A 24,145-nucleotide genomic window follows, 5' to 3' on the forward strand; every position below is an offset into this window, starting at 1 on the left:
CTCTTGATCAGCAAAACAACGCATCCAACTCTTCCAACTCTTCCTCCCCCCTTAGCAAGGGGGGCCGGGGGGGTTCTCTTGATCAGCAAAACAACGCATCCAACTCTTCCAACTCTTCCTCCCCCCTTAGCAAGGGGGGCCGGGGGGGTTCTTCTCCCCATCACTTTGAAACCATCACCGAACTCCTCACCAATCTCGATGCCAATCTCTGCCGCAGGCTGCTAACAGACATCCTCCCCAACTTAACATTATTAGACCCAGCCTGCGGTTCCGGCGCGTTTTTAGTTGCAGCGATGAAAACGCTAATTTACATCTATTCAACAGTCTTTGGTACAAGCAAGTTTTTAAATGATAATTACCTCAATGACTACCTAAAAGACATCGAAAAGGAGCATAGTTCACTCAACTACTATATCAAAAAAAAGATTATTAGCGACAACCTCTACGGCGTGGATATCATGCCGGAAGCAGTGGAAATTGCTAAACTGCGACTATTTTTAGCCTTAGTTTCGGCCGCGCAGAATGTCAACGACTTGGAACCCTTGCCGAATATTGATTTTAACATCATGGCGGGCAATTCCTTAATTGGATTACTGCGGGTAGATGACGCAGAATATGAAGGAAGTGGAACTCAGTTAAATTTGTTTCACAAGACATACAGACAAGTATTAGAGGAGAAAAACCGTCTGATTTCTATCTATCGTCATGCGAGTACCTATAGCCAAAACTTGCAGAGTTTACGAGATGAAATTGCCGAAAAGAAAGCGCCGGCTATCGAAAATATTAATAAGATTTTGTTGGAAGATTTCCAGCAATTAAAAATTAAGTTTGAACAATCACAGATTAGCGGTAAGCCGATTAAGCGTAGCCTTTCTATAGCTGATATAGAAGCTTTGCAGCCTTTTCACTGGGGCTATGAGTTTGATGAAATTTTGCATCAACGGGGCGGATTTGATGCGATTATTACTAATCCGCCTTGGGAAATTTTTAAGCCAAATGCTAGAGAGTTTTTTGTGCAGCATAACGAACTAGCAAAAAAAAGTAAGATGGATATCAAAACTTTTGAAAAAGAGCAAAATAAAATTCTGCAAAACCCTGAGATTGCTGAAACTTGGTTAAAATATTTGAGTGAATTTCCTCATGTTAGCGCTTACTACCGTTCAGCAGAACAGTACAAAAATCAGATTTCAATTGTCAACGGTAAAAAATCTGGCACTGATATTAACTTCTACAAGCTTTTTCTAGAGCAATGTTTTAACCTCTTACGCCCAAATGGCGAGTGCGGCATCATCATTCCTTCTGGAGTTTATACTGATTTGGGAACTAAGCAACTGCGGGAAATGTTATTTGTTCAGACTGAGATTGATGCGCTGTTTGGTTTGTCCAATGAAAGGTTTATTTTTGAAGGAGTGCATCACAGCTTCAAGTTTTGCTTGCTCACTTTTGAGAAAGGTAAAAGTACAGAGTCATTTCAAGCTGCTTTCCGCATCAATCCGCGAGAAGCGATTCGGGTGGACAAACTCGATACTTTTCTGAACAATCAAGATGAATGTATTGAGATTTCTGTTAACTTGATTCGTCGCTTATCTCCTGACTCTCTGTCGGTGATGGAGTTTAAAAATGAGGGAGATATTCGGATTGCTGAGAAAATGCTGCAATTCCCTTTACTGGGCGAACAGATTGAGGGGAAATGGAATCTGCGGTTAACTCGTGAATTTGACATGACTAATGACAGTCATTTATTCCAGCAAGAACCAGGGAAAGGGAGACTGCCACTTTATGAAGGTAAGATGATTCATCAGTTTACTCATCTATACGCTGAACCGAGGTACTGGGTAGATGAGAAAGAAGGGAGGAAAGCTTTATTAGGAAGGAATGGCGTAGATAACGGTCAAAAATTAGACTATCAGTGTTACCGTTTGGGATTGAGATCCATAGCTCGTAATACTGACAGTAGAACAATAATTGTAAGTGCTGTTCCCCAAAAAGTAGTTTGTGGAAATTCAATGTTAGTTTCATCAGGGATGGATAAAATATCAAATAATGAAACTATTTTATGTCAAGCGATACTTAATTCTTTGGTGCTAGATTTTTACATTCGCCAAATGGTTTCTGCCAATATCAATATGTTTTATATTTACCAGACACCTGTCCCAAGATTAACATCAGGTGACAAATACTTCACCGATATCGTACAGCGCGCTGCCAAACTAATCTGCACCGCCCCAGAATTTGACGAATTAGCCCAAGAAGTCGGCTTACACTCCCACCGAGAAGGCGTTACCGATGAAACAGAACGCGCTCAATTGCGAGCCGAATTAGACGGCATCATCGCCCACCTTTACGGCTTAACCGAAGCCGAATTTACTTATATTTTGACTACTTTTCCGATTGTGCCAGAAACCGTGAAACAAGCAGCATTAGCGGCCTATCGCACCTTTGCAGCATCACCCGGAGATCCCCCCTAACCCCCCTTAATAAGGGGGGGACAGGAAGTAGATCCCACGTTTGCAGGGGAAAGAAGAGGAGACGGCAGTGCCGTTTCCCTACAAATAATTGGGCGATAGTTACATATTTCGTGCATGAAAATTGAGGATTTTGCGGTAGGGAAACGGCAATGCCGTGTCCTCTTTTCCTCCGCCAGTCTTCTCGCTTACCCGGCAGTCCGCCAGGGAATGAATTCCCTGTCTAATAGCGAAAGTCCTCGCTCAAGAGGACTGAAGAAGAACTCATTAGTCCTCTTGCAAAAGTCCTTTTAATCAAATTTTGGAACGGGCAAGATGCCCGTTCCACAAGAAAAAATGTTTTTTATAGGATGGGCATCTTGCCCGTCCTAGTTATTTTTGCAAGAGGTCTATTAGTCCTCTTTCAGAGGACTTTTGCTTTGAGGCAGGGGTTTCAACCCTTGCCGGACTATCGGGTGCGAGGACTGTCGGACTGTGGGACTGTCGGTTTAACGTGTTGGTTGACACATCCAAGCACAGCCGTGTCCCTACAGATTTCCCAAAAAAATGTAACGAGTTGTAAAGTATAATTAAACCGAAGCGAACACAGAGGCCAAGTAGTATCAAATGCGAGTTGCGATCGCCGGAGCAGGCTTAGCAGGACTTTCCTGCGCTAAATATCTTACCGACGCGGGCCACACCCCCATCCTCCTAGAAAGTCGGGACGTACTCGGCGGCAAAGTAGCCGCATGGAAAGATGCAGACGGCGACTGGTACGAAACCGGCCTCCACATCTTCTTCGGCGCATACCCAAATATGCTCCAACTCTTCAAAGAACTTGACATTGAAGACCGGCTGCAATGGAAAGAGCACTCGATGATTTTCAATCAGCCAGAAGCCCCCGGAACCTATTCCCGCTTTGATTTTCCCAATATTCCGGCTCCCTTCAACGGCCTTGTGGCTATCCTGAGAAACAACGATATGCTCACCTGGGCCGAAAAAATCAGTTTCGGCATTGGTTTGATTCCGGCGATACTTCAGGGCCAAAAATACGTCGAAGAAATGGACAAATACTCCTTTTCCGACTGGCTGAAAAAGCAAAACGTCCCCCCCAGAGTCGAAAAAGAAGTATTCATCGCCATGTCCAAGGCGCTCAACTTCATCGACCCCCACGAAATATCCGCAACCATACTGCTGACAGCCCTCAACCGCTTCTTGCAAGAGACAAAAGGCTCGAAAATGGCCTTTTTAGACGGTTCCCCCACAGAGAGGTTGTGTCAGCCGATGGTAGACTACATAACTGAGCGGGGCGGTGAAGTACGGCTGAATGCACCCATCGGGGAGTTTTTGCTCAACGAGGACAACACGGTGCGCGGCTTCCAGATTCGGGGCGTAAAAGGGGCAGAGTCCGAAATTCTGACGGCCGATATTTACGTTTCCGCGATGCCCGTTGACCCGCTGAAGTTGATGATGCCGAAAGCTTGGGGCGAAATGGATTATTTCAAACAGCTCGAAGGTTTGGAGGGAGTACCCGTCATTAATGTACACTTGTGGTTCGATCGCAAGCTAACTGAAATCGACCATTTGCTGTTCTCGCGATCGCCCCTGCTGAGCGTCTACGCCGACATGAGCAACACCTGCCGCGAATATGCCAACCCAGACAAATCAATGCTGGAACTGGTACTCGCACCGGCCAAAGACTGGATCGGCAAATCCGACGAAGATATCGTCGCAGCCACAATGGTCGAGTTAGAAAAACTCTTTCCCGATCAAATCCCAGAACCAGCCAAACTGCTCAAATATCACGTAGTCAAAACCCCACGTTCCGTCTACAAAGCCACTCCCGGACGCCAGCAGTGCCGTCCCACACAAACAACTCCCATTAGCAATTTCTATCTAACGGGGGATTATACAATGCAGCGTTATCTTGCGAGTATGGAAGGTGCCGTGCTTTCTGGTAAGCTGACAGCGCAGGCTATTTCGACGGCCAATAACCAATGAAAAATTAAGAATTTTTCATAAAGACGTAAAAAATCTCCCGTTTTCTAAACGGGGGAGTGTCAATTCTAATCTTTAAATTTCTTATTCTCGGATGCTGCAACTGTCAAAACTCCAGTGCATGAGAACTCTGGCCTCTTTGGATGAATCCTACGAACTGTGCCGCCAAGTCACGGCGAGTTATGCCAAAAATTTTTATTTAGGCACTCAACTCATGCCCGAAGCCAAGCGTCGGGCGATTTGGGCGATTTACGTCTGGTGCCGCCGCACCGACGAACTCGTAGACGGGCCTGGTTCTGATGCAACGACCCCTGAAACCCTCAATCTGTGGGAAAAACGCCTAGAATCTGTGTTTGCCGGCCATCCTCACGACGACTACGACGTAGCGTTGGTGGATACGCTGTCTCGTTTCCCGATCGACATTGGGCCGTTTCGAGAGATGATTGCGGGCCAGCAAATGGACTTGTACCGCAGCCGCTACGAAACTTTTGAAGAGCTCAATCTTTACTGTTATCGAGTAGCGGGTACTGTAGGGCTGATGTCGATGTCTGTCATGGGTGTAGGCGAATCGAGCTCCGCTGCTAACTGGAATTGGCACTGGGGGAATAGAATTCCCAAAGAAGAAGCCATCTCCCTCGGTATTGCCAAGCAGTTGACTAATATTCTGCGCGATGTCGGAGAAGACGCCCGCCGCGGCCGCATTTACATTCCCTTAGAAGACTTAGCCTTGTTTAACTACACCGAAGAAGATTTATTCAACGGTGTAATTGACAACCGCTGGCGGGAATTGATGCGGTTTCAAATTCAGCGAGCTCGCAAATTATACGCCAGCGCCGAACCAGGAATTAAAGTGCTCAGTCCCGATATCCGCTGGACTGTTTGGGCTGCTACAATGCTGTACAGCAGAATCTTAAATGCGATCGAACGCAATCAGTACGATGTTTTCCAGAAGCGGGCTTATGTTAGCAATTCTCAGAAACTGCTGTGTCTCCCCGCCGCTTGGATGAAGTCAAAAGTGCTCTAGCCGCAGGCAATTTTGCTGGCGATTCGGCAACGGGTAAGGGGTATTGGTCAAGTTACAAATTATATGATGTCCAGCAAATTGCATATTAGGTTTATGGGGACGCGCTAGTGCCGTGTCCCTGCCTGTTTTGTGTTAATCTAAGTCAAAGTGGCGGTGTAGCGGGTAAAATTTTCAATTGGTCGATCGAACTTTCCAACAATTGCTTTTCCTGCAGGAGTTTTGCTTCTAAATTTTGAATTTGTTCTCGGCGGGCTTCAACTTCAATCAAACGGCGAGACAATTCTTGACTTTGCAAAGTGAGAGATTGCCGCCAATCTTCTGCTTTCTGGGCTTCTTGCTGTAAAAAATCGGGAGTAAAGCCTGTTGTTAAATATTTCTCAACTAATTGTAGTACCCAGTTGGTAGCTGCTTGAATATGCAAAACTTTGCTATTTTCGTCAATGTCTGCTAATACTAAAATCCCTTCATTTAAAACATTAGTTCCAGAGTTAATTGGATTTTGAGCAAAATCTTTCGGTAATGTCAAGAAACTTTCTTCACTAAGAATAGCCCAAGTATCATCCGAATTTTGGCAAGCCAGCAATTGCAGACTTATCTGGCCTAAAATTTCCTGATTTTGTACTTGGGCTAAATATAACATGAGGGTAATTAGTGATTGGTAATTTTTGTTTGACCTAATTTTTACTATTTTTCTCACACGGAAGTGCGAGCGTCCTAAAAAGGAATATACTCAACAGCATTCATCCATTCATCAGATTCCGAGGCTAAAGTAATGAGTTCCAAATCCTTAACAAATTGTCCGATCGTACCGCCTAGCTGATGTCCAAATATCAAACCAGCAAACTGTCTTTCCTGACGCTGCCAATCTTGAGCCATTGCCCTAAAACGGATATCTTGAGTAAACAATACTCTCCCTAGCTGAGTGGCACGTTCCAAAAGTTCATCATCCGGCAATTCTGTCGCACCATCTTCGATCGCAGTCAAAACATCTACACCACGACGGCGCAACTGCTCGGTAATTGCTTGGGGAATGTGAACGTCCATGTACAGAAAAATTGCCACTTACAATAATCCCTTAGCTCGCATTCTCACGAAAAATGGTGAAGGTAAAAGCAAAGATTTTTCCTGTTGTACCTGCTCCCATTCCGCGCGAATCTCCTGCTCAATTTCAGATTGAAAGTCGAAGTAATAAGCCATTGCTGCATGAGCCTCCGACGGCATCAAATAAGGATGCTGGCGGCACATTTCTTCGACTGACCAACCGTAAGCTAAATAATCCATCACAATCTGAACAACCCGCACGCGGGGTATCCGCTGCAACCGTGCGGGTTGACCCGCTACTTTCTCGATATGAGGATAAATTATTGATAGCATAATGAGATCCCAAACTAAAATCTCTAAATAGTTAAGTTAAAAACGAAAGACCTTGTAAAATCTTATTTGATTATAGCCGATCGCGCCTGCGGTGCGTGAGAGTCAATATTTTCGTTGGGATTCCAAGATTCTTCGCCCTCACGCAGCCTACAAATTGACTAAAAACAGTCAACTGTCCACAGTCCACAGTCAACTATTAAAACAACTTTAGCCGATCGCGCAAAATCTCCGCTTGTTTTTCGGCTTCCGCCAAAGCATCCCTCGCGCCCTGAACCACATCAGGAGTAGCCTTATCCACAAACTTCTGATTAGTCAAACGCGCCGCAGTATGCTTAATTTCAGCTTCCACCTTGCTCAACTTCTTCTCTAATTTAGCACGCAAAGCCGCCAAATCCACCACCCCAGCCAGAGGAATCAATACTTGGACAGTACCAACAACACCAGCAATTGACCCCCCTTGCCCCCCCTTACCAAGGGGGGGATTAAGGGGGGGTTCTGCATCCAAACTAGCAGTTACGGTCAGATTTTCGACTTTTGCCAAATCCTGAATGTAAACGCCCCCATCTGAGATTATTTGGCGTTCTTTCTCGCTTTCGCTTTGCAAAATCGCCGTCACCTTCACACTGGGTTTGATATCAGCATCTGCCCGCAAATTGCGAATAGTGCGAATTGTAGCGAACAACAACTCAAACTGCTGTTCCAATTCAGCATCTATTAGCGAGATATCAGCTTCAGGATAAGCTTGCAAAGCCAAACATTGATCGTCACCTGTTTGAGTCAGAGTGTGCCAAATCTCCTCAGTAATGTGCGGCATAAAAGGATGCAGTAGTTTCAGAATCCCTTCCAACACAAAAGCAAAAGTTTGCTGGGCCACTTTCTTAGAATTTGGTTCAGCATCCTGTTGCAAGCGAGACTTGACTAACTCAATATACCAGTCACAGAAATCGCCCCAAATAAACTCATAAAGTCCCTTCGCCGCTTCCCCCAAACCGTAATTTTCCAAACAATTGCGGCTTTGTTGCACAACTTGATAATAGCGAGAAAGAATCCAGCGATCGCACAATTCCAACCCTTCCTCTCTCCGCCCGTCAACAAGGGAATCTTCCTCTCTCCCCCCCTTAGTAAGGGGGGGCTGGGGGGGGTGAGGAATTCCCAATTGTTGCGGAGTCTGTCCCTCCAAATTCATCATCACAAACCTGGCGGCATTCCACAACTTATTAGTGAAATTCCGCGAAGCTTCCACAGATTTCGATTCATCAGTTTTGCGATCGTACTCCATGCGAATATTTTGACCGGCCCCTACCACTTCCTTAACCAAAGTGTAGCGCAAAGCATCAGTACCGTACTTGCCAATCAACAGCAGCGGGTCAATACCGTTATTTTTACTCTTAGACATTTTCTGACCGTTTTCATCCAACACCAAACCGTGAATGTAAACAGTATCAAAAGGCATCTTTTCAGTAAAATGTCCGGCCATCATCGTCATTCTAGCAACCCAGAAAAAGATGATATCAAAACCCGTTACCAAAGTAGTTGTCGGATAGTAAAACTCCAAATCTTTAGTTTCGTCAGGCCATCCCAAAGTTGAGAAAGGCCACAACCCGGACGAAAACCAAGTATCCAATACGTCTGGATCTCTTGCTAGCTGGACATCCTGACCAAACTTACCCTTAGCTTTTTCCCTAGCTTCAGCTTCAGTTTTCGCCACTACAAACGGCGTTGTGTCAGTAATTTCGCCGTTAGTTTCGCTAACAGCATACCAAGCCGGGATTTGGTGTCCCCACCACAATTGTCGGGAGATACACCAATCCTTCAGCTTCACCAGCCAATCGCGATAAACCTTTGTCCATCTGTCAGGAACAAAGACTGGTGAGTTACTTCGATCTAATGCTTCTAAAGCGCGTTTAGAAAGAGGATCTATCTTCACAAACCATTGCGTAGATAGCAACGGTTCCACCGGAACTTTGCCACGTTCGCTGTAGGGAACAGTATGCTTATAATCTTCTATTTTAACCAAAACTCCGTCAGTTTCTAACCGCTGCACCACATTTTTCCGGGCAACAAATCGGTCTTGTCCCTGGAACTCTCCGGCATTTTCATTTAAAGTGCCGTCCTTATTCATAATGTTAATAAACGGCAAATTGTGACGCTTACCCATCTCGAAGTCATTCGGGTCGTGGGCGGGAGTTACTTTGACACAACCAGTTCCGAAAGTGGGATCGACAAACTCATCAGCAATGATGGGGATTTCGCGATTTGCGATCGGCAAAGTGACAGTTTTACCGATAAGATGTTTGTAGCGATCGTCCTGTGGATTCACAGCCACCCCAGTATCGCCCAACATCGTTTCCGGTCGAGTCGTCGCCACCTCCAAATAACCAGAACCGTCCGTCAAAGGATAGCGGAAATGCCACAAATGGCCCTCAACTTCCTGCTGGTCTACCTCCAAATCCGACACAGCAGACTGACTAGCCGGACACCAATTCACCAAGTAATTGCCGCGATAAATCAGCCCCTCATCGTAGAGGCGGACAAACGCTTCTAAAACCGCAGCGGATAAGCCTTCATCCATCGTAAAGCGTTCACGCGACCAATCAACAGACACGCCCAAACTGCGTAATTGATTAGTAATAGTATTGCCCGATTCCGCTTTCCACTCCCAGGCCCGTTCCAAGAATTTTTCTCGGCCTAAATCGTGGCGAGTTTTGCCTTCTGCTTTGAGTTGTTTTTCGAGAATAGTTTGAACTGCGATGCTAGCATGATCCGTTCCCGGCAACCACAGGGTATTGCGTCCAGTCATGCGGTGATAGCGGACGAGTACATCAATCAGCGTCTCTTCAAAAGCGTGTCCCATGTGGAGGCTGCCGGTGACGTTGGGCGGCGGGATGACGACGCAGTAAGGTTCGCCACCTTTTTCGGGGTCAGCTTTGAAGGTTTGGTTGTCTTCCCAGTATTTTTGCCATTTGGCTTCGGTGGCTTGGGGGTCGTATTGCGGGGGTAGGTTTGCGGTCATTGGCGAGAGGGTGCAGGTTTTATATATAAGATTGTGCCACAGAAGGGAGGAGAAGAGTTTTGAACCGCATCCGCATCAGAGGCAGAGGGAATAGCGATATTCAAGGCGGGGCGGGTTTACGTTAAAATGAAGGTAAAATTAAAAGGTTTGATGGCATTATGAATGTAGCAGCACTTCGACATCAAATCGATCGATGGCTCGATCGACTTTCTCCAGAACATCTGGCATTAGTTGCGAGTTTTATAGAGTTTCTAAGCCAAAAGCAACGTCAGGGGGTAATCATTTCGCAAAATAATCTGCCAGAGGTTTTCTCAGCCGAAATCCAAGAGATGTCTCCTGCTAATTCTTTTAGTATTCCAGAACCCTCAGAAATTGACGGAGAGGGCCAATCTAAAGCAGCGCTTCTACAAGATTTTCGGCAAGCTTGGCACGAAGCCATGACTGGGCAAACCATTTCGGTTGCTCAAATGTGGGAAGGAATTGAAAATGACTGACTTGCCCTTAATTCAAGTTATAGTTTCACCAACCTTCAATCGCAATTTACGCACTCTTGCAAAAAAATACCGCAGCATTCGCAATGATATTCAGCCCATTATCGAACAACTCACACGGGGAGAACTGCCAGGAGATCGAATTGCTGGAGTGGGTTATGCAGTCTTCAAGTTGAGAGTCCGAAATAGCGACACTCAAAAAGGTAAAAGTGGTGGATACCGTTTAATTTACTACGTCCAAACAGCAACGGGAATCATTTTGCTGACCCTTTACACCAAATCTGAACAAGTCGATATTGCAGCCGAGGATATTCAGAACATTATTACAGAATACGAGCAGCAGCAGAGCGAAGATCGAGAGGATATCTAAGAGTTGGGGAAGCTTGCGCCGTCGAATATGAGGTTTCGACATCTTCAGTGGTTAAATCCTTTTAATATCTTATTTGACAGAAATCCCTAATCCAAAACCCGCCTTCTCTCGGAGAAAGCCACGATTTTGCAGAAAAACCGGTTTTCTGTTTGCCTTAGTCCTACTGGTAAAAAAACTTGCAATAATTAAGTATCGCAATGAATAACAGTTATCAAACTCCAGGAATTGCGTTTTTTGTTCTCAAACTCAAACAAAAGTTTATAGTTCGTAGGCGGGTTTAACATCGTATAGCAACACGGGCGACTGCTATACCTCGATTACTTCACCTCCTTATAATCCACGCCATAACTCGTATCTCTCCCCGACAAATACGTCGTTTTCCCCGTTAAAGTCTCCAGAGTTTTTTTCGTTTCAGCCGAAGTAATCGAATTCAGCGGCACGCCGAACTTACTAGCCAAACCAGCGGCCACGCCCACACCTTGTCCTTGATAAATATTCACCGTCGCAATTCGCCCCACCGATACAGCCATACCGACATAACCGGACGATCGCCCGACAATTGCTAAATTCTTGACTTTGCTAGCCAAAGCGCTTTCTATCCCGAAATTATAGACTGGCAGCGGCGGAATTCTCGCAGATAAATTCTTGACTCCGCCCCGCATATCGAAATCGTAGGAAAAACTGCCGATCGACTTTTCGGGTACTGTTCCCCCTTTAATAATCTCCTTCCCCGTCAGCGGGTCTACCACATCGCGAATGTTCAAACTGTGCCTGATATAAATCTCGTCTGGAATAAATACTCTCACATCTTTACCAGACTTCTTTTGTAGCCACTGTTGGAGATGTGACATTTCTTTAATCATTTCAGGAGTCGGTTTTCTGCCGTTAGCTTCCATCTTCATGATTTGGTCAACTTGGTATTTAAACAGAAACCCGTTCCAGGAAAGCACATTTTTGTTATAAAGGCAGACATTGCCTTTATCAAAAAAGAATCCTTTATTTTGACTAAATGGCAGATTTCTGTCTATGTGATACGCGGCGCCTATGGCTACGCTTCTGATATCGTAACCGTCTGTATATGGCTGATAAATCGTACTCAAGAAATTCCTCATCCAGAATTTTGTACTGGCAGGATCTTTAGATTTTGTAATGCTTTCTTTAATTTTTTTTACTAAAGGCCTGTTGTAGAGAATTTCATCTTCTATTCTGCGGAAGTCGGACATCGTTATACCTGTAATTCTCGGAACTATAGAGACAGCTAAAGTTTCATTTTTGGCTCTTATATTTTGAGATTCATATCCTGTATAATAATATAATCCTGCTTTGCGGGCCAATTCCGCGTCTTGAGTTACGTCAATAAAAGAGTTGGCTTTAATTGTTAAATTTCTGCCTTTTACTTCGGCGTATTCAATTTTTTTATCTACGACCCGGGGAGTAAGAGTTGAGTTGGAAATAACTTTGATTCCGGCTGCTGAAAGCATCTGTTTGAGAGCTCTATCTGCCTTTTTTGGATCTAAGCAAGATTCGGGCGCATTGGCTTTATCTAAGAATTCCTTAAAACATTGGGCGTAGGGTTGGCGATACCAACCGGGGATTTTATCTACATCAATGTAAGCTAAACCGCCACGAGTAAGTAAGCCACCCAAAGGAGCACTTCCGTAGTTCGATCGCACGATCGCAACTTTGCCCTTTGCGCCTAAAGTTTTCTTAGCCCATATTGCCGCACATATCCCCGGTACTTCATCACCATATACTACTACATCGAACTTTTGCTCGGGTGATTTTTTGGGAGGTACCGGAGGCGGGCTGCTGGATTTTTGGTGCAGAGTTTCAGTGTCTAAGGTGGCACTTGCTGGGTCTCTATTTGCGATATAATTTTCTATTTCTCTGAAAACCGGATAATTAAGTAAAAGTTTTAGGGCGGCAAAGATGATGGCAATTGAAGCTAATTTCTTAAAAGTAGAGAGCATTCAGTTGACTCGTTTGTAAATTTGCATTACCTGAAAGCACAGTTCAGGGTTGACGGAATTGAATATAGCACGTTTAGATAATTTCGACACAAGTTTAAATTTTCCGGGAAGCGTGGTAAACGAATCTTCTCAACCCAAACCTGGTGATGCTGTGCTTGGCAGCCCAAATGCTACAATTACATCAATCACAAATTTAAACATAAAAAACATGACTTTTGAGGCGGTTTTAAATCTTGTCAAGCACTTGTCTCTAGCAGAAAAGTTACGATTGATTAAGTGGATAGTTCCTGAAATAGAACGAGAATTAGTTGCTCGGCCCGCTCCCCGCAAATCATTGTGGGGTTTATGTGCTGATTTGGGAATTGCACCTTCTGCCGCTGATATAGATGAAACTCGCAGCGAAGAATGGGGGAATTTCCCAAGGGAGGATTTCTAATGCTGCGTGCTGTAGCGGATACTCATGCTGTGATCTGGTATATCTTTGCCGAGAAAGGGACTTTCGGTGACTGCTAGAAGGACAATAGAACAGATAGCTGCCCAGGGAAATCAGGTGGCTTTTTCATCAATTACATTAGCAGAAATTGTCTATCTGAGCGAGAGAGGGCGGATTAATTAAACTACTCTCGATCTATTATTGAGAGAAGTTGAGAGCGATGATGCCTGATTGGTTGAAATTCCTTTCGATCGCAATATAGCTTTGACTTTAAGGCAAGTTGACCGATCGCAAATTCCCGATTTGCCCGATCGCATTATTGCTGCTACTGCTTTGTATCTTAATGCACCCGTTATTAGTCGCGATCGCCGGATTCAATTATCTAGTATAGACACAATTTGGTAAATCTGAGTCACGCGGCGCAAGTTTAAATTTTCCGGGAACGGTTGTTAGCGGTTTTGCCAGTGTTACTGGTTTGGGAGGGCATTTGATGTGGGTAAGGATGGTGGGTGCGATCGCATTTCTGATGTCTGGTGTCGGGAAGGGCGATCGGCTACAATAAGTTAATCACAACAATTGAGTCACCTCAAAAACAGACAAAACATGGAAAAAGTTTTTGTACATCCTGAATGCCCTTTTTCAGTAGAGACATTTAACCTATTGGCACAATTTGATGAAAATTCAACCTCAGATTTTTACATGGCACACAAAAAAGATTTCTTAAAATATGTAGAAGAGCCATTAAAGTATATTTCCAGCCAGGTAGAAGAGCAGTTGCCTAATTTTATTAAAGAATATATAAATGTCAAACGTGAGGGGTTTGGCTCTATTAATGAAATAGGTAATTTGGAATCGACAGCCTACAGTATAATTTTTGATTTAAAAGATATCATTTCTACTGTGCATTGTATAAGTCGTGCTCAGTTAATGCTGAATCTTGAAAACCAGAAATTAACTTTTGGTTTTTCTTCAGAAAGTAACGATTTTGAGGCAGTAAAAGAATATCGCCTACTGCCTTATATAGATGATGATATGATCGAACTCTTTAAACGTTCTCAACTTCCAAAAAATTATAGCTTCTGCTTGACTCAGAAAGCAACTGATTTTAAATTCACTAACTGGGATTTTGATTCCAGAATGGAACCCGCAAAAAATGTTTATGAACTATTAGAAAATATTTTCACTGAGTCACCTGGTATTCTACCATATGAAGTCAACATAGAACTTACTAAAATTCAGGTTCAAATATCACTTGAATCACAAAAAATATTAGGATATTCTGCTAATTGCTTAATTAGGAAAATAGGACAAACATTTAAAAAACTATTTCCATTGTTTTTGATTTTCAATTTTTACGATGACAATAATTATTTTACTCCAATTATTCTCAGTGAATATTTGTCAGTATATGAAAAGGAATTTAATCCAGTGTATGAACTAGAAGAAATTTCACAAACTGCTGGTTTTCAAACAACCCAACTAGCCCAATGGATACACACCATTAACCGCAAAGGCCAAACCATCATCCAAGGCCCGCCCGGAACCGGAAAAACCTTCCTCGCTCAAAAACTTGCCCAACACTTAATCGGCGGCGGTGATGGTTTCTCCGACACGATCCAATTTCATCCAGCTTATACTTATGAAGACTTTATTCAAGGCATCCGCCCCCAAAGTCAAGACGGGCAATTAACTTATCCCATAGTTCCCGGTAGATTCCTAGAATTTTGCGAAAAAGCCGAAGTCTGTGAAGATATTTGTGTTCTGATCATTGATGAAATTAATCGCGCAAATTTATCTCAAGTCTTGGGCGAGTTAATGTATCTCCTAGATGACCGACAGGACACAAAACGCTTTATTACACTAGCCAGCGGTAAACAGTTTAGAATCCCTGCAAATGTCCGCATCATCGGCACAATGAACACCGCAGACCGTTCTATTGCCTTAGTCGATAACGCCCTCCGCCGCCGCTTCGCATTCATCTCTCTTTCTCCTAACTATGAACTGCTACAAAAATATCACCAGAGAGAGGAAACAGGTTTTCCAGTTGATCAATTAACTAGCATTCTAGAAGATGTCAATCGCGCAATTAACAACAAACACTATGAACTAGGTATCTCCTTCTTTTTGACAAAAACCTTAGCTGAAGATATCCCAGATATTTGGCAAATGGAAATTGAGCCCTACCTTGAAGAATACTTCTTTGATAACCAGGCAAAAATGGATGAATTTCTATGGGATAATATCAAGACAAAATTGGGATATTGACAATCTAACGCCGTCATTAACGCCCATACCGTGGCGTAACTGCATCCACCACAATTATGAAACCAGAATCCCCCCGAATTATCGAACTTACAGAATATCAATTAGCAACTTTTGACAAAGACTTAATCCCCGAATCAGTAGGACAGAAAATATACCAGAATTATGCCAAGGAAATAGATATAGAATTTCCCAACCCTAAAACAAAATCTCAATGGCACTTAAAATCTAAAGGCAGAGTTGGCAACATTCCCATCACTCCTAAATTTCACATCGCCATCCGCCCCAAGGTTCCCATAAACAACCTCTTCGGAATGCTTGACTATGCCTACAACCTTAAGATAAAATTTCCCCAAGGCTCGATTCAGTGCCAATTTTTAGAACAAATTTACGAGACATTAGCTAACATTCTTGCCCAAAAAATCCTAGAACGCTGTCGCAAAGGATTATATCGCGATTACTTATCCAAAACAGAAAGACTCGCCTACATTCGCGGCCGCGTCGATTTGCGGTCAGCCCTGCAAAAACCTTGGGATGTTAAACTAAAATGCCACTATAACGAACAAACAGGCGACATCGAAGACAATCAAATTCTGGCTTGGACACTATTCATCATTTGCCGCAGCGGTTTGTGCCGTGAATCAGTTTCATCCACTGTGCGAAAAGCCTTTCACACACTCCAAGGATGTGTTACATTAAAACCTTTTAAATCAGAAGCTTGTATTGATAGAAATTATCACCGTTTGAATCAAGATTATCAACTTTTACACGCCTTATGTCGATTTTTTTTAGATAACACAGGGCCGAGTCACGAAACAGGCGATCGCGAAATGCTCCCTTTTCTCATAGACATGGCTAATTTATATGAACAATTTGTCGCTGAATGGCTCAAAGCAAATACACCAAAAGGCTTTTTTGTCAAACAACAACACCGCGTCACCCATGACCAAAACTATTTCGATCGGATTGACTTACTGCTGTGCGATATTGCAACAAGTAAAGTCCAGTATGTCCTCGATACAAAATACAAAGCTCCCGATAAAGTAGGCAGTAATGACCGTCATCAAATAGTTGCTTACGCAAATGCGTTAAAGTGCCAAAATGCAATTCTCGTCTACCCGCAAAACCTCAAACAGTCACTAGACATAAAAAATGACGATATCCGAGTTCGCAGTTTAACTTTTTCCCTAGATAGCGACCTCCATGAAGCCGGAAAAACCTTCTTAACCTCTCTACTTCCAAGCACCGTCTCCTATTGGTGACAACTTAAGAAAACGTACAAATTTTTAAGGCATACAAAAAAAATGTAAATAGCTGAAACATTTACAGGCAAAGCAGTTTAGCTCCACTGAAGGAGTAAGGAATCATCTCTGTTTTGCTTTTTTACTGCGATCGCCCCCGCTCGCTAATGAGATGATTCCCAAAACAGTCTTGATGTACAACAGCTTAATTAATAAGCCGTATAATTAAAACAAGAGAAAAAGTAATTATCCAGAAACAACTTCCGTTCCCCAAAAGCCCATTGATTCGCGCCGCCATATTCAGATAGACCTGGCAACTGTGATAGATTGGTTCGACGCAGTATTACTGCACTGCGGCAGTTTCGACACTGCACAACAAGCAGTCCACAAAAAGCTGTGAGCTGGATGAATGCGGGAGAAGGAATTGCCGACACGGTGCCATCTCTTAAGCTCGCTCGCCCTACTTAAATCACAAATTATGATGAACTCTCAAGATTTTTTGACCAGTGGTGATGGGTACTTACCCAACAAGGAAACTGATGCGCTAAAAACTAGCCACGATGTCTGTGTTGATGTTCCATTATATACTCACGATATTTCCTCTGTCGAGGACTCTCAAGTCGATCTAACTCGATCTGACTATGTGAGTATCCATCAATGGTTTGAAGCACAGGTTAAGCAGACTCCTGATGCGATCGCCCTGTCATTTCAAGGGCAAGAATTAACCTATGATGCCTTAAATCAACGCGCAAACCAGCTCGCCCATTACCTTCAAGCACTAGGAGTGCAACCGGATGAACTGATTGCTATCTCTATGAATCGCTGCATGGAAATGGTGATTTGCTTTTTGGGGGTGATCAAGGCTGGGGCGGCTTATGTGCCGATCGACCCAACCTATCCCTACGAACGTCGAGCGTACAAGTTACAAGACGCCGCTGTGCGATTCATTTTGATTCAACAGCATCTGGTTGAATTTTTGCCAGAACACAATGGTCGCGTGATTTGTCCAGATACAGACTGGCACGAGATGGCGCTATACAGCACTGAAAATTTGTCTCTGCTGACAACGCCCGAGCATTTGGCTTACGTTATTTACACCTCTGGTTCAACGGGATATCCCAAGGGTGTAATGATTGCTCACCGGGGCATGGTTCACCACAGCAAGGCGATCGCACAGGCATTTAATCTTGGATTGGGCGATCGGGTACTTCAATTCGCTAGCATGAGCTTTGACACCATCATTGGGGAAGTTTTTCCATCCTTGGTAAGTGGTGCAACAATCGTGCTGCGAACGGAAGACTGTATTAGCTCTACCCGCCAATTCCTCGAATTTATTGAGCAAGAACGCATTACTATTCTGCACTTGCCAACTGCTTTTTGGCATGGCCTCGTCAGCGGACTCTCATTGCTACGCGTTCCCATGTCGCCAGATGTGAGATTGGTGGTTGTGGGCGGAGAAAAAGCCTCTCGGGCTCTGTATAGTGAATGGCGAGAATTGGTTGGGCAATATCCTCGTTGGCTCAATGCCTATGGGCCGACTGAAACTACGGTGACGGCCACCATTTTTGACCCGATCGCTGAAGATTACGATCTCAGTAGTGAAGCAGACATTCCGATCGGTCGTCCTCTTCCCAACAGCCAAATTTACATTCTGGATGAAAACCTAAATCTTGTGCCAGATGGCGATATTGGAGAACTGTATATTGGCGGCCCAGGGCTTGCGAGGGGATATCTCAATTTGGCAGAACGCACTGCAAGTAATTTTGTTGCTAATCCATTTAGCGATCGACCTGGAGACAAACTTTACAGAACAGGGGATACTGCCCGCTATTTACCCAATGGAACGTTGGAGTTTATTGGTCGCATCGATTTTCAAGTAAAAATTCGAGGTTTTCGGATTGAGTTACTAGAGATTGAAACCTATTTGGAACAGTACCCATCTGTGCAACAAGGTATAGTTTTGGCACGGGAAGATGTACCCGGTGAAAAGCGCTTAGTGGCATATATCATTCCGAAGCACGGACAACCAATTCAGGTGTCTGCATTGCGTAGTTTTCTACAAACAAAGCTACCGGCATACATGATTCCGGCAGCGTTTGTAGTGATGGAGAGCTTCCCCATGACCCCCAATGGTAAAGTCGATCGTCGTGCATTTCCAGAACCGCAGGTTGTCGATCTGGTTCAGTACGGTGAAGTTGTGTTGCCTGCTGATGTACTAGAAACTCAACTTCTCCATATTTGGGAGCAGGTACTCAATATTAAGCCGATCGGTACTGCGGATAATTTCATGGATTTAGGCGGTACATCCCTGCTAGCAGCTCGCTTAGCTGACAAAATTGACCAAAAGTTCCAGCAGAGTTGGCCACTATCGATTATCTTCCAAGCCCCAACCATCAAACAATTAGCCGACATTCTACGTCAAGGGAATATCCCCAACCAAAGCCTTTCCTTAGTTGAGATTCAACCGAAGGGTTCTGTGCCACCACTATTTCTGTTTGAAGGAGTGTCTATTTATTATCCGTTAATTCCATATTTGGGGCGAGAGCGGCCGATATATGCCTTAATTACTCTTGTTAAAGATCGCATGAATGAACCACTCAATAAGGTTGAGGCGATCGCAGACTATTACATCAATGAACTCGTGAAGGTGCAACCAGAAGGCCCCTATTATTTGGGTGGTTTGTCATTTGGAGGTATTGTTGCTTTTGAGGTAGCTCAAAAATTGGCAGCTAAAGGACAGGAAATAGGGTTATTGGTGATGTTTGATCCCATATTGCCCTCTGCCTGCAAGCCCCTACCCATTCAGCAGCGGCTGCGCTTCCATACCCAAAAAATTGCTAAGCAGGGTATAGGTTACATCGTCCGTAGTGTCGTCTATAAAATAATGACACTTACAGACCCAATGACAATGCTGGCCCGCAAGACGATCGGGCGATACCTTAAGCCGAAAGAACCTACAGAGTCAATGTCTTACACCACAGACTATTGGATGACAGACAAGATAATTCAGCAAGCAGAACGAGCTTACGTGCCAAAACCCTATGCTGGCAAAGTAGTTATGTTTAGAGCGCTGGATTCTGAAGATGGCAAAAGTGTCAGTCTCGATCCGGATCTAGGCTGGAAACCTTATCTCAAAGACGGTCTGACCATTTACGATGTACCTGGAGACCATGTAGGTATTTTACAGGAACCCAATGTCGGGGCGATCGGCAACCGAATGAAGCTATTGCTGGAAGAGGTAATGGTGCAGCAGTAAAGTTTTTGGCATTCTTAATCGATATTCAGACAGGGTTGCATCGAATTATTGCGGTTATCAGAAAGATGAGGTACAACTTAGATTGCAGAATTTTAGATTAGGGGAGTGGAGGATTGGAGGATTGGGGGATTCGAGGATTGGGGAATTGTTAATGAATTGGTGAATACCTCATCTTTCCGAGAACCGCTATAGATAATTCAAGAAAGTAGAACTACCCTCAATCAAGTAGGAAAAACATTTTTAAACTCTCTATTGCCAAACACTCTACCCTAACTCAATATGCTTGGGTTAACGCTTTTTTCCGAATCTCATCTCACGATTCCATAGGCAATACAGGCATTTTTTGAAATTTAGATATTTCTGAAATGAATTGTATTATGCCCTAACTCTTCTCTGCGCCAAAATCACCCTCTGCGGTTCATTTCTCCACAAAAAAAGAGGCGCAATTGCGCCTCCCAAATCTTTCATGTCTGTGTTCTAAACACTAACAGCCACTTTCGCTTCCTTCGCAGTCAACTTCTCGTAAGTCGCCCGCATCTTCAATCCGACTAACACTTGAAACAAACCAGTTCCATTGTTGGAACCAGGATATTCGCGGTGCTGGAGCAACAGGTGAGTTAACTCGCCTTCATACTTCGCAGAAGTTTTGCTCAAATGGCTTTCGATGTAAATAACTTCTTCGAGATTCTCGAATTGACCATCTACTTCCAAAATCGAGACTTCGTGACCGTAGAAAGCATCAGGCCCGTAGTACATCTTAATTCCGGGATAGGAACAAGTCAGCTTGCGGCCGCAAGGAACCCAGTTAATTGTTGAACCTTCGTCAAACAAATACGCAGGCTCAAAATTGGCGATGCCTTCGCGCTGGATCATCTGCACGCGCAGAACTTTCCGCTCTTTGTCATCTTTGATCAAGTTGGTCGGCAATACTTGAATTACCACATCAGCATATTGCTTTTGCGGGTCAATGTAGGCGGTAAAATCAGGTTTGCGAGCATTGATCGCAAACAGCACGTCTTCGTAACGGTGGCCCCGTTCCGCCATGTCGCGCTGGATTTTCCAAGCAATTTTTACCTCGTCGCTGATGTCGAGGTAGACGCTGAAGTCGAGGAGCGATCGAACTCGCTCGTCGTACAGGGGATGCAGCCCTTCAATCACAATCACATGATTCGGCTCTACCCGCTCAGGAGGATCGAGCAGACCGGTTTCGTGGTTGTAAATCGGCTTGTCGATCGCGTGACCTTCTTTGAGCGCCTTCATTTGCTCAGCCATCAGGTCAAAATTGTTCGCTCTGGGGTCAAGGGCTGTAATCCCTGTTTCCTTGCGCTGCTTGCGATCGAGACAATGATAGTCGTCAAGGCAGATTACAGTAACGAAATCTTCCCCGAACAAATCTGTCAATCGGCGCAAAAAAGTAGATTTTCCGCATCCGGAGTCTCCGGCAACGCCAATTAAAACCACGCGATCCGGCTTACTGGTCATAGTTTCCCTCTAACAAAATCACTGTTTACTAACTAACTCAAGTCTAGATTCCACAAAATTTCAGCCCGTAGGTAGCGGCAAGCAGGCTTTGTGCTGCTTTGCTACCCCGAGAGGATCAAGTTCTCACCAGCATACAGCAGTGAGTTGACTGCCTGCCCGGAAAGACCCAAGCAATCTTCAAGGCAAGTAATTAATACTAACTTTAGCGGTTAATCTTACCAGAATGCGTTCGCCCCCTACAAGCTCAACCTCATTAAACTGCTCGAATCTTCCTTGATCTGGTGGGGCGCTCCCCAAATCAGAATGACTTATCGGGGCAGATCCCCCGATCGGGTAAAATATTGGCAGTACGCAGACAACAATAGCTATAGGTCAACAGCCGAACGCAGTAGGGCTCGGTGAGCGCGGCGTTCGGCTAGTAGGGATTTGATACGCGAGCGATCGCAACTTCAACACTCCCGCCGGCGTGGCGAGGCCCCAAAATTGGCGAGGCTAATTAGTCCCGATGGCCTTAAGAAAAAAGTAAATTGAGTCTAACGTCACATTCTCTTTCTTTATAACTCTGTATCGTGAAGGAAAATCAACAAATGTACAGCCCAAGCATATCTGGTGTGGCGACCAACTCAGAATCAGGCAGTCGCATCTTTGTTTACGAAGTGGAGGGTATGCGTCAGAGCCAAGCAACTGACCAAATAAGTAACCCGATTCGCCGTAGCGGTAGCGTATTTATCTCCGTTCCCTACGATCGCATGAATCAGGAAATGCGTAGAATTGCTCGCATGGGTGGAAGGATTGTCAGCATCCGCCCATCAAACAGCGCTCCCGAAACAAATGGCAAAGTCGCACCAGAAGCAGGGCTACAGAGTCAGAAATCTGGAGAAAAAACTAAGCCCATGACTCAAGCCAAGGAAAAAGTTCAGGTTCCTGTCAACCTCTACAAACCGGCCAATCCCTATATTGGTAAGTGCATTTCTACAGAAGAATTAGTCAGAGAAGGCGGCGACGGCACAGTCCGCCACGTCACCTTCGACATTTCTGGAGGCAATTTGCACTATCTCGAAGGTCAAAGTATCGGGATTATTCCTGATGGCACGGATAAAAACGGCAAACCTCACAAAATTCGGCTTTATTCGATCGCCTCCACCCGTCACGGCGACCACCTCGACGACAAAACAGTCTCCCTGTGCGTGCGTCGGCTGGAGTACAAACACCCGGAAACTGGCGAACAAGTGTTCGGCGTTTGTTCGACTTTTCTCACCGGTTTGGAACCGGGGAATGAGGTCAAAATCACCGGCCCCGTAGGCAAGGAAATGCTGTTGCCCGATGACGAGGAAGCCACCGTGATTATGATGGGTACGGGTACGGGTATTGCTCCTTTCCGGGCTTATTTGTGGCGGATGTTTAAAGAAAACAACCCCGATTATAAATTCAGAGGTTTAGCTTGGCTGTTCTTTGGAGTGGCTTACACCCCCAACATTCTTTATAAGGAAGAGTTGGAAGAATTGCAGCGCGAGTTCCCGGATAATTTCCGCTTAACTTATGCCATCAGCCGCGAGCAAAAGAATGTTGACGGCGGCAAGATGTACATTCAAAACCGGATTCAAGAGAACGCAGACCAATTGTGGGAATTGGTTCAAAAGCCGAATACTCACACTTATATCTGCGGTTTGAAGGGTATGGAAGGCGGAATTGATGAGGGAATGTCGGCTGCGGCTGGCAAGTACGGTGTTGACTGGGCTGCCTATCAGAAACAGTTGAAGAAAGAGCACCGTTGGCACGTTGAAACTTATTAATGTGTTACCTGATTTAATCTGATTTGTAGGGTGGGCTTGGCTCGCCCTACAATTGTTTGAAACAGTTTTGAGTCTTGAGGGGCTGGTTCACCCAATACAAGTGTAAAATATAGAGTAAGCTCACCGAAAAAGGGAGATAACTGACATGGTTATAACTTCTACCCAAAAACTCACCTTTGAAGAATATCTGAACTATCAGGGAGAATCAGGTGTTTGTTATGAATTATATCGGGGCAATCTAATCGAAATGCCAACACCTACAGCCATACATATCAAAATTTGTGAATTTTTGGTTTACCAGTTCCGGCGCTTCTTTGCAGCACACAACCTACCTATTGTTGCAATTGTGACTACTGCAGTCCGAACTGAGGAAAACTCTTCTCGCATTCCTGATGTGGTGATTTGCACTCAGAGTCTGTGGGAACAAGTCTGCGCGCAACCTGGTTCCGCCGTGCTGGAATTTGAAGAAAAACCGTTGTTAGTTATCGAAGTTACCAGTCAAAATTGGCGGGACGACTATATCCGTAAACGGGCCGAATATGACTTAATTGATATCCCTGAATATTGGATTGTAGACCCAAATCAACCGAAAATACGAGTATGCAGTCGCCCGGAAAATGAAGGCAGTTATTCTCATCAGGAATTTTTGCCGGGACAGCAAGTTCAGTCTGTACAGTTCGCTGAATTTATTTTATCGGTTAATGAAGTGCTATGTCCGCCCCTAGTAGAAGATTTAATTCGAGAAGAACAAGCACAGCTACAGCAACTAGAACAACAAAATGTGCAACTAGAACAGCAAAATGTGCAACTAGAACAGCAAGTTAATGCCGAAAGGCAGCGGGCCGAAAGATTGGCGCAGCGGCTGCGAGAAATGGGGATAGAGATGGATACAGAACTTTAAATTGCCATGTAAAATCTGGATTAATTAGTCATGTAGATCCCGGACTTTTTTAAGAAGTCGGGTCTCTGGGTATTCAGTGAAGCCGCGGTTATC

At 44.5% G+C, this 24,145-nt stretch carries 18 protein-coding genes; 12 read left to right on the forward strand and 6 right to left on the reverse strand.

The window, feature by feature from the left end:
- The 3 genes from QUB08_RS13030 to crtB form a co-directional block, all read left to right on the forward strand.
- Nucleotides 1-2,468, forward strand: a 2,468-nt coding sequence (locus tag QUB08_RS13030) for an Eco57I restriction-modification methylase domain-containing protein (RefSeq protein ID WP_333225104.1), incomplete at its 5' end; no start/stop codon positions are given.
- A 603-nt stretch (nucleotides 2,469-3,071) separates the two neighbouring features.
- The gene (gene pds / locus QUB08_RS13035) at nucleotides 3,072-4,445 is read left to right on the forward strand and encodes a 15-cis-phytoene desaturase (protein ID WP_333225105.1); all 1,374 of its coding nucleotides are present in this window, start codon (nucleotides 3,072-3,074) and stop codon (nucleotides 4,443-4,445) included.
- Nucleotides 4,446-4,536: 91 nt separating this feature from the next.
- Nucleotides 4,537-5,466: a 15-cis-phytoene synthase CrtB gene (gene crtB, locus QUB08_RS13040; RefSeq protein ID WP_333225106.1), complete on the forward strand. Its 930-nt coding sequence runs from the start codon at nucleotides 4,537-4,539 to the stop codon at nucleotides 5,464-5,466.
- A 142-nt stretch (nucleotides 5,467-5,608) separates the two neighbouring features.
- Here crtB and QUB08_RS13045 read toward each other — a convergent pair whose 3' ends face one another.
- The 4 genes from QUB08_RS13045 to QUB08_RS13060 form a co-directional block, all read right to left on the reverse strand.
- Nucleotides 5,609-6,106, reverse strand: coding sequence for a hypothetical protein (locus tag QUB08_RS13045; protein ID WP_333225107.1), 498 nt, complete (start codon nucleotides 6,104-6,106; stop codon nucleotides 5,609-5,611).
- Nucleotides 6,107-6,180: 74 nt separating this feature from the next.
- Entirely contained in the window at nucleotides 6,181-6,528 is a 348-nt protein-coding gene (locus QUB08_RS13050; RefSeq protein WP_333060153.1) for a DUF5615 family PIN-like protein, read from the reverse strand.
- Nucleotides 6,529-6,840, reverse strand: coding sequence for a DUF433 domain-containing protein (locus tag QUB08_RS13055; protein ID WP_333060152.1), 312 nt, complete (start codon nucleotides 6,838-6,840; stop codon nucleotides 6,529-6,531).
- A 196-nt stretch (nucleotides 6,841-7,036) separates the two neighbouring features.
- Nucleotides 7,037-9,853, reverse strand: coding sequence for a valine--tRNA ligase (locus QUB08_RS13060; RefSeq protein ID WP_333225108.1), 2,817 nt, complete (start codon nucleotides 9,851-9,853; stop codon nucleotides 7,037-7,039).
- A 158-nt stretch (nucleotides 9,854-10,011) separates the two neighbouring features.
- Here QUB08_RS13060 and QUB08_RS13065 point away from each other — a divergent pair, with 158 nt between their 5' ends.
- Together QUB08_RS13065 and QUB08_RS13070 are read left to right on the forward strand one after the other, a co-directional pair.
- On the forward strand, nucleotides 10,012-10,347 hold the full coding sequence (locus tag QUB08_RS13065; protein ID WP_333225109.1) for a hypothetical protein: 336 nt from the start codon (nucleotides 10,012-10,014) through the stop codon (nucleotides 10,345-10,347).
- Complete coding sequence (locus tag QUB08_RS13070) at nucleotides 10,340-10,714, forward strand: type II toxin-antitoxin system RelE family toxin (RefSeq protein ID WP_015179269.1); 375 nt, start codon at nucleotides 10,340-10,342, stop codon at nucleotides 10,712-10,714. The genes QUB08_RS13065 and QUB08_RS13070 overlap by 8 nt, the downstream gene beginning before the upstream one ends.
- 317 nt (nucleotides 10,715-11,031) lie before the next feature.
- Here the strand turns inward: QUB08_RS13070 and QUB08_RS13075 are convergent, their stop codons facing one another.
- Nucleotides 11,032-12,684, reverse strand: a complete 1,653-nt coding sequence (locus tag QUB08_RS13075; protein WP_333225110.1) for an FAD-dependent oxidoreductase — start codon at nucleotides 12,682-12,684, stop codon at nucleotides 11,032-11,034.
- A 112-nt stretch (nucleotides 12,685-12,796) separates the two neighbouring features.
- Here QUB08_RS13075 and QUB08_RS13080 point away from each other — a divergent pair, with 112 nt between their 5' ends.
- The 5 genes from QUB08_RS13080 to QUB08_RS13100 all read left to right on the forward strand — a co-directional run bounded on the left by QUB08_RS13080 (nucleotide 12,797) and on the right by QUB08_RS13100 (nucleotide 19,876).
- The gene (locus QUB08_RS13080) at nucleotides 12,797-13,120 is read left to right on the forward strand and encodes a hypothetical protein (RefSeq protein WP_333225111.1); all 324 of its coding nucleotides are present in this window, start codon (nucleotides 12,797-12,799) and stop codon (nucleotides 13,118-13,120) included.
- 228 nt (nucleotides 13,121-13,348) lie between these two features.
- Entirely contained in the window at nucleotides 13,349-13,522 is a 174-nt protein-coding gene (locus QUB08_RS13085) for a PIN domain-containing protein (RefSeq protein WP_333225112.1), read from the forward strand.
- Between the two features lie 198 nt (nucleotides 13,523-13,720).
- Nucleotides 13,721-15,382, forward strand: coding sequence for an AAA family ATPase (locus QUB08_RS13090; protein ID WP_333225113.1), 1,662 nt, complete (start codon nucleotides 13,721-13,723; stop codon nucleotides 15,380-15,382).
- Between the two features lie 56 nt (nucleotides 15,383-15,438).
- Nucleotides 15,439-16,641: a 5-methylcytosine restriction system specificity protein McrC gene (locus tag QUB08_RS13095; RefSeq protein ID WP_333225114.1), complete on the forward strand. Its 1,203-nt coding sequence runs from the start codon at nucleotides 15,439-15,441 to the stop codon at nucleotides 16,639-16,641.
- A gap of 457 nt (nucleotides 16,642-17,098) precedes the next feature.
- Nucleotides 17,099-19,876 (forward strand): non-ribosomal peptide synthetase, encoded by a 2,778-nt coding sequence (locus tag QUB08_RS13100; RefSeq protein ID WP_333225115.1) that lies wholly within the window; start codon nucleotides 17,099-17,101, stop codon nucleotides 19,874-19,876.
- A gap of 477 nt (nucleotides 19,877-20,353) precedes the next feature.
- Here QUB08_RS13100 and QUB08_RS13105 read toward each other — a convergent pair whose 3' ends face one another.
- A complete protein-coding gene (locus tag QUB08_RS13105) occupies nucleotides 20,354-21,358 on the reverse strand; it encodes a phosphoribulokinase (RefSeq protein ID WP_333035850.1) in 1,005 nt (334 codons plus the stop codon).
- A 587-nt stretch (nucleotides 21,359-21,945) separates the two neighbouring features.
- Here QUB08_RS13105 and petH point away from each other — a divergent pair.
- Nucleotides 21,946-23,151 carry a ferredoxin--NADP reductase gene (petH, locus tag QUB08_RS13110; protein WP_333225116.1) on the forward strand — a complete coding sequence of 402 codons (1,206 nt, stop codon included), beginning with the start codon at nucleotides 21,946-21,948 and terminating at the stop codon, nucleotides 23,149-23,151.
- A 145-nt stretch (nucleotides 23,152-23,296) separates the two neighbouring features.
- Complete coding sequence (locus QUB08_RS13115; protein ID WP_333225117.1) at nucleotides 23,297-24,052, forward strand: Uma2 family endonuclease; 756 nt, start codon at nucleotides 23,297-23,299, stop codon at nucleotides 24,050-24,052.
- The last annotated feature ends 93 nt before the right edge of the window (nucleotides 24,053-24,145 follow it).

Origin of the sequence: Microcoleus sp. BR0-C5, assembly GCF_036705045.1 — a bacterium.
Classification (GTDB): domain Bacteria; phylum Cyanobacteriota; class Cyanobacteriia; order Cyanobacteriales; family Microcoleaceae; genus Microcoleus.

What these genes read in the sequence shown, in the direction of transcription:
- pds (WP_333225105.1), top strand. Translation starts at nt 3,072, where the DNA reads ATGCGAGTTGCGATCGCCGGAGCAGGCTTAGCAGGACTTTCCTGCGCT.
- crtB (WP_333225106.1), top strand. Translation starts at nt 4,537, where the DNA reads ATGCTGCAACTGTCAAAACTCCAGTGCATGAGAACTCTGGCCTCTTTG.
- QUB08_RS13045 (WP_333225107.1), bottom strand. Translation starts at nt 6,106, where the DNA reads ATGTTATATTTAGCCCAAGTACAAAATCAGGAAATTTTAGGCCAGATA.
- QUB08_RS13055 (WP_333060152.1), bottom strand. Translation starts at nt 6,840, where the DNA reads ATGCTATCAATAATTTATCCTCATATCGAGAAAGTAGCGGGTCAACCC.
- QUB08_RS13060 (WP_333225108.1), bottom strand. Translation starts at nt 9,853, where the DNA reads ATGACCGCAAACCTACCCCCGCAATACGACCCCCAAGCCACCGAAGCC.
- QUB08_RS13065 (WP_333225109.1), top strand. Translation starts at nt 10,012, where the DNA reads ATGAATGTAGCAGCACTTCGACATCAAATCGATCGATGGCTCGATCGA.
- QUB08_RS13070 (WP_015179269.1), top strand. Translation starts at nt 10,340, where the DNA reads ATGACTGACTTGCCCTTAATTCAAGTTATAGTTTCACCAACCTTCAAT.
- QUB08_RS13075 (WP_333225110.1), bottom strand. Translation starts at nt 12,684, where the DNA reads ATGCTCTCTACTTTTAAGAAATTAGCTTCAATTGCCATCATCTTTGCC.
- QUB08_RS13090 (WP_333225113.1), top strand. Translation starts at nt 13,721, where the DNA reads ATGGAAAAAGTTTTTGTACATCCTGAATGCCCTTTTTCAGTAGAGACA.
- QUB08_RS13095 (WP_333225114.1), top strand. Translation starts at nt 15,439, where the DNA reads ATGAAACCAGAATCCCCCCGAATTATCGAACTTACAGAATATCAATTA.
- QUB08_RS13100 (WP_333225115.1), top strand. Translation starts at nt 17,099, where the DNA reads ATGATGAACTCTCAAGATTTTTTGACCAGTGGTGATGGGTACTTACCC.
- QUB08_RS13105 (WP_333035850.1), bottom strand. Translation starts at nt 21,358, where the DNA reads ATGACCAGTAAGCCGGATCGCGTGGTTTTAATTGGCGTTGCCGGAGAC.
- petH (WP_333225116.1), top strand. Translation starts at nt 21,946, where the DNA reads ATGTACAGCCCAAGCATATCTGGTGTGGCGACCAACTCAGAATCAGGC.
- QUB08_RS13115 (WP_333225117.1), top strand. Translation starts at nt 23,297, where the DNA reads ATGGTTATAACTTCTACCCAAAAACTCACCTTTGAAGAATATCTGAAC.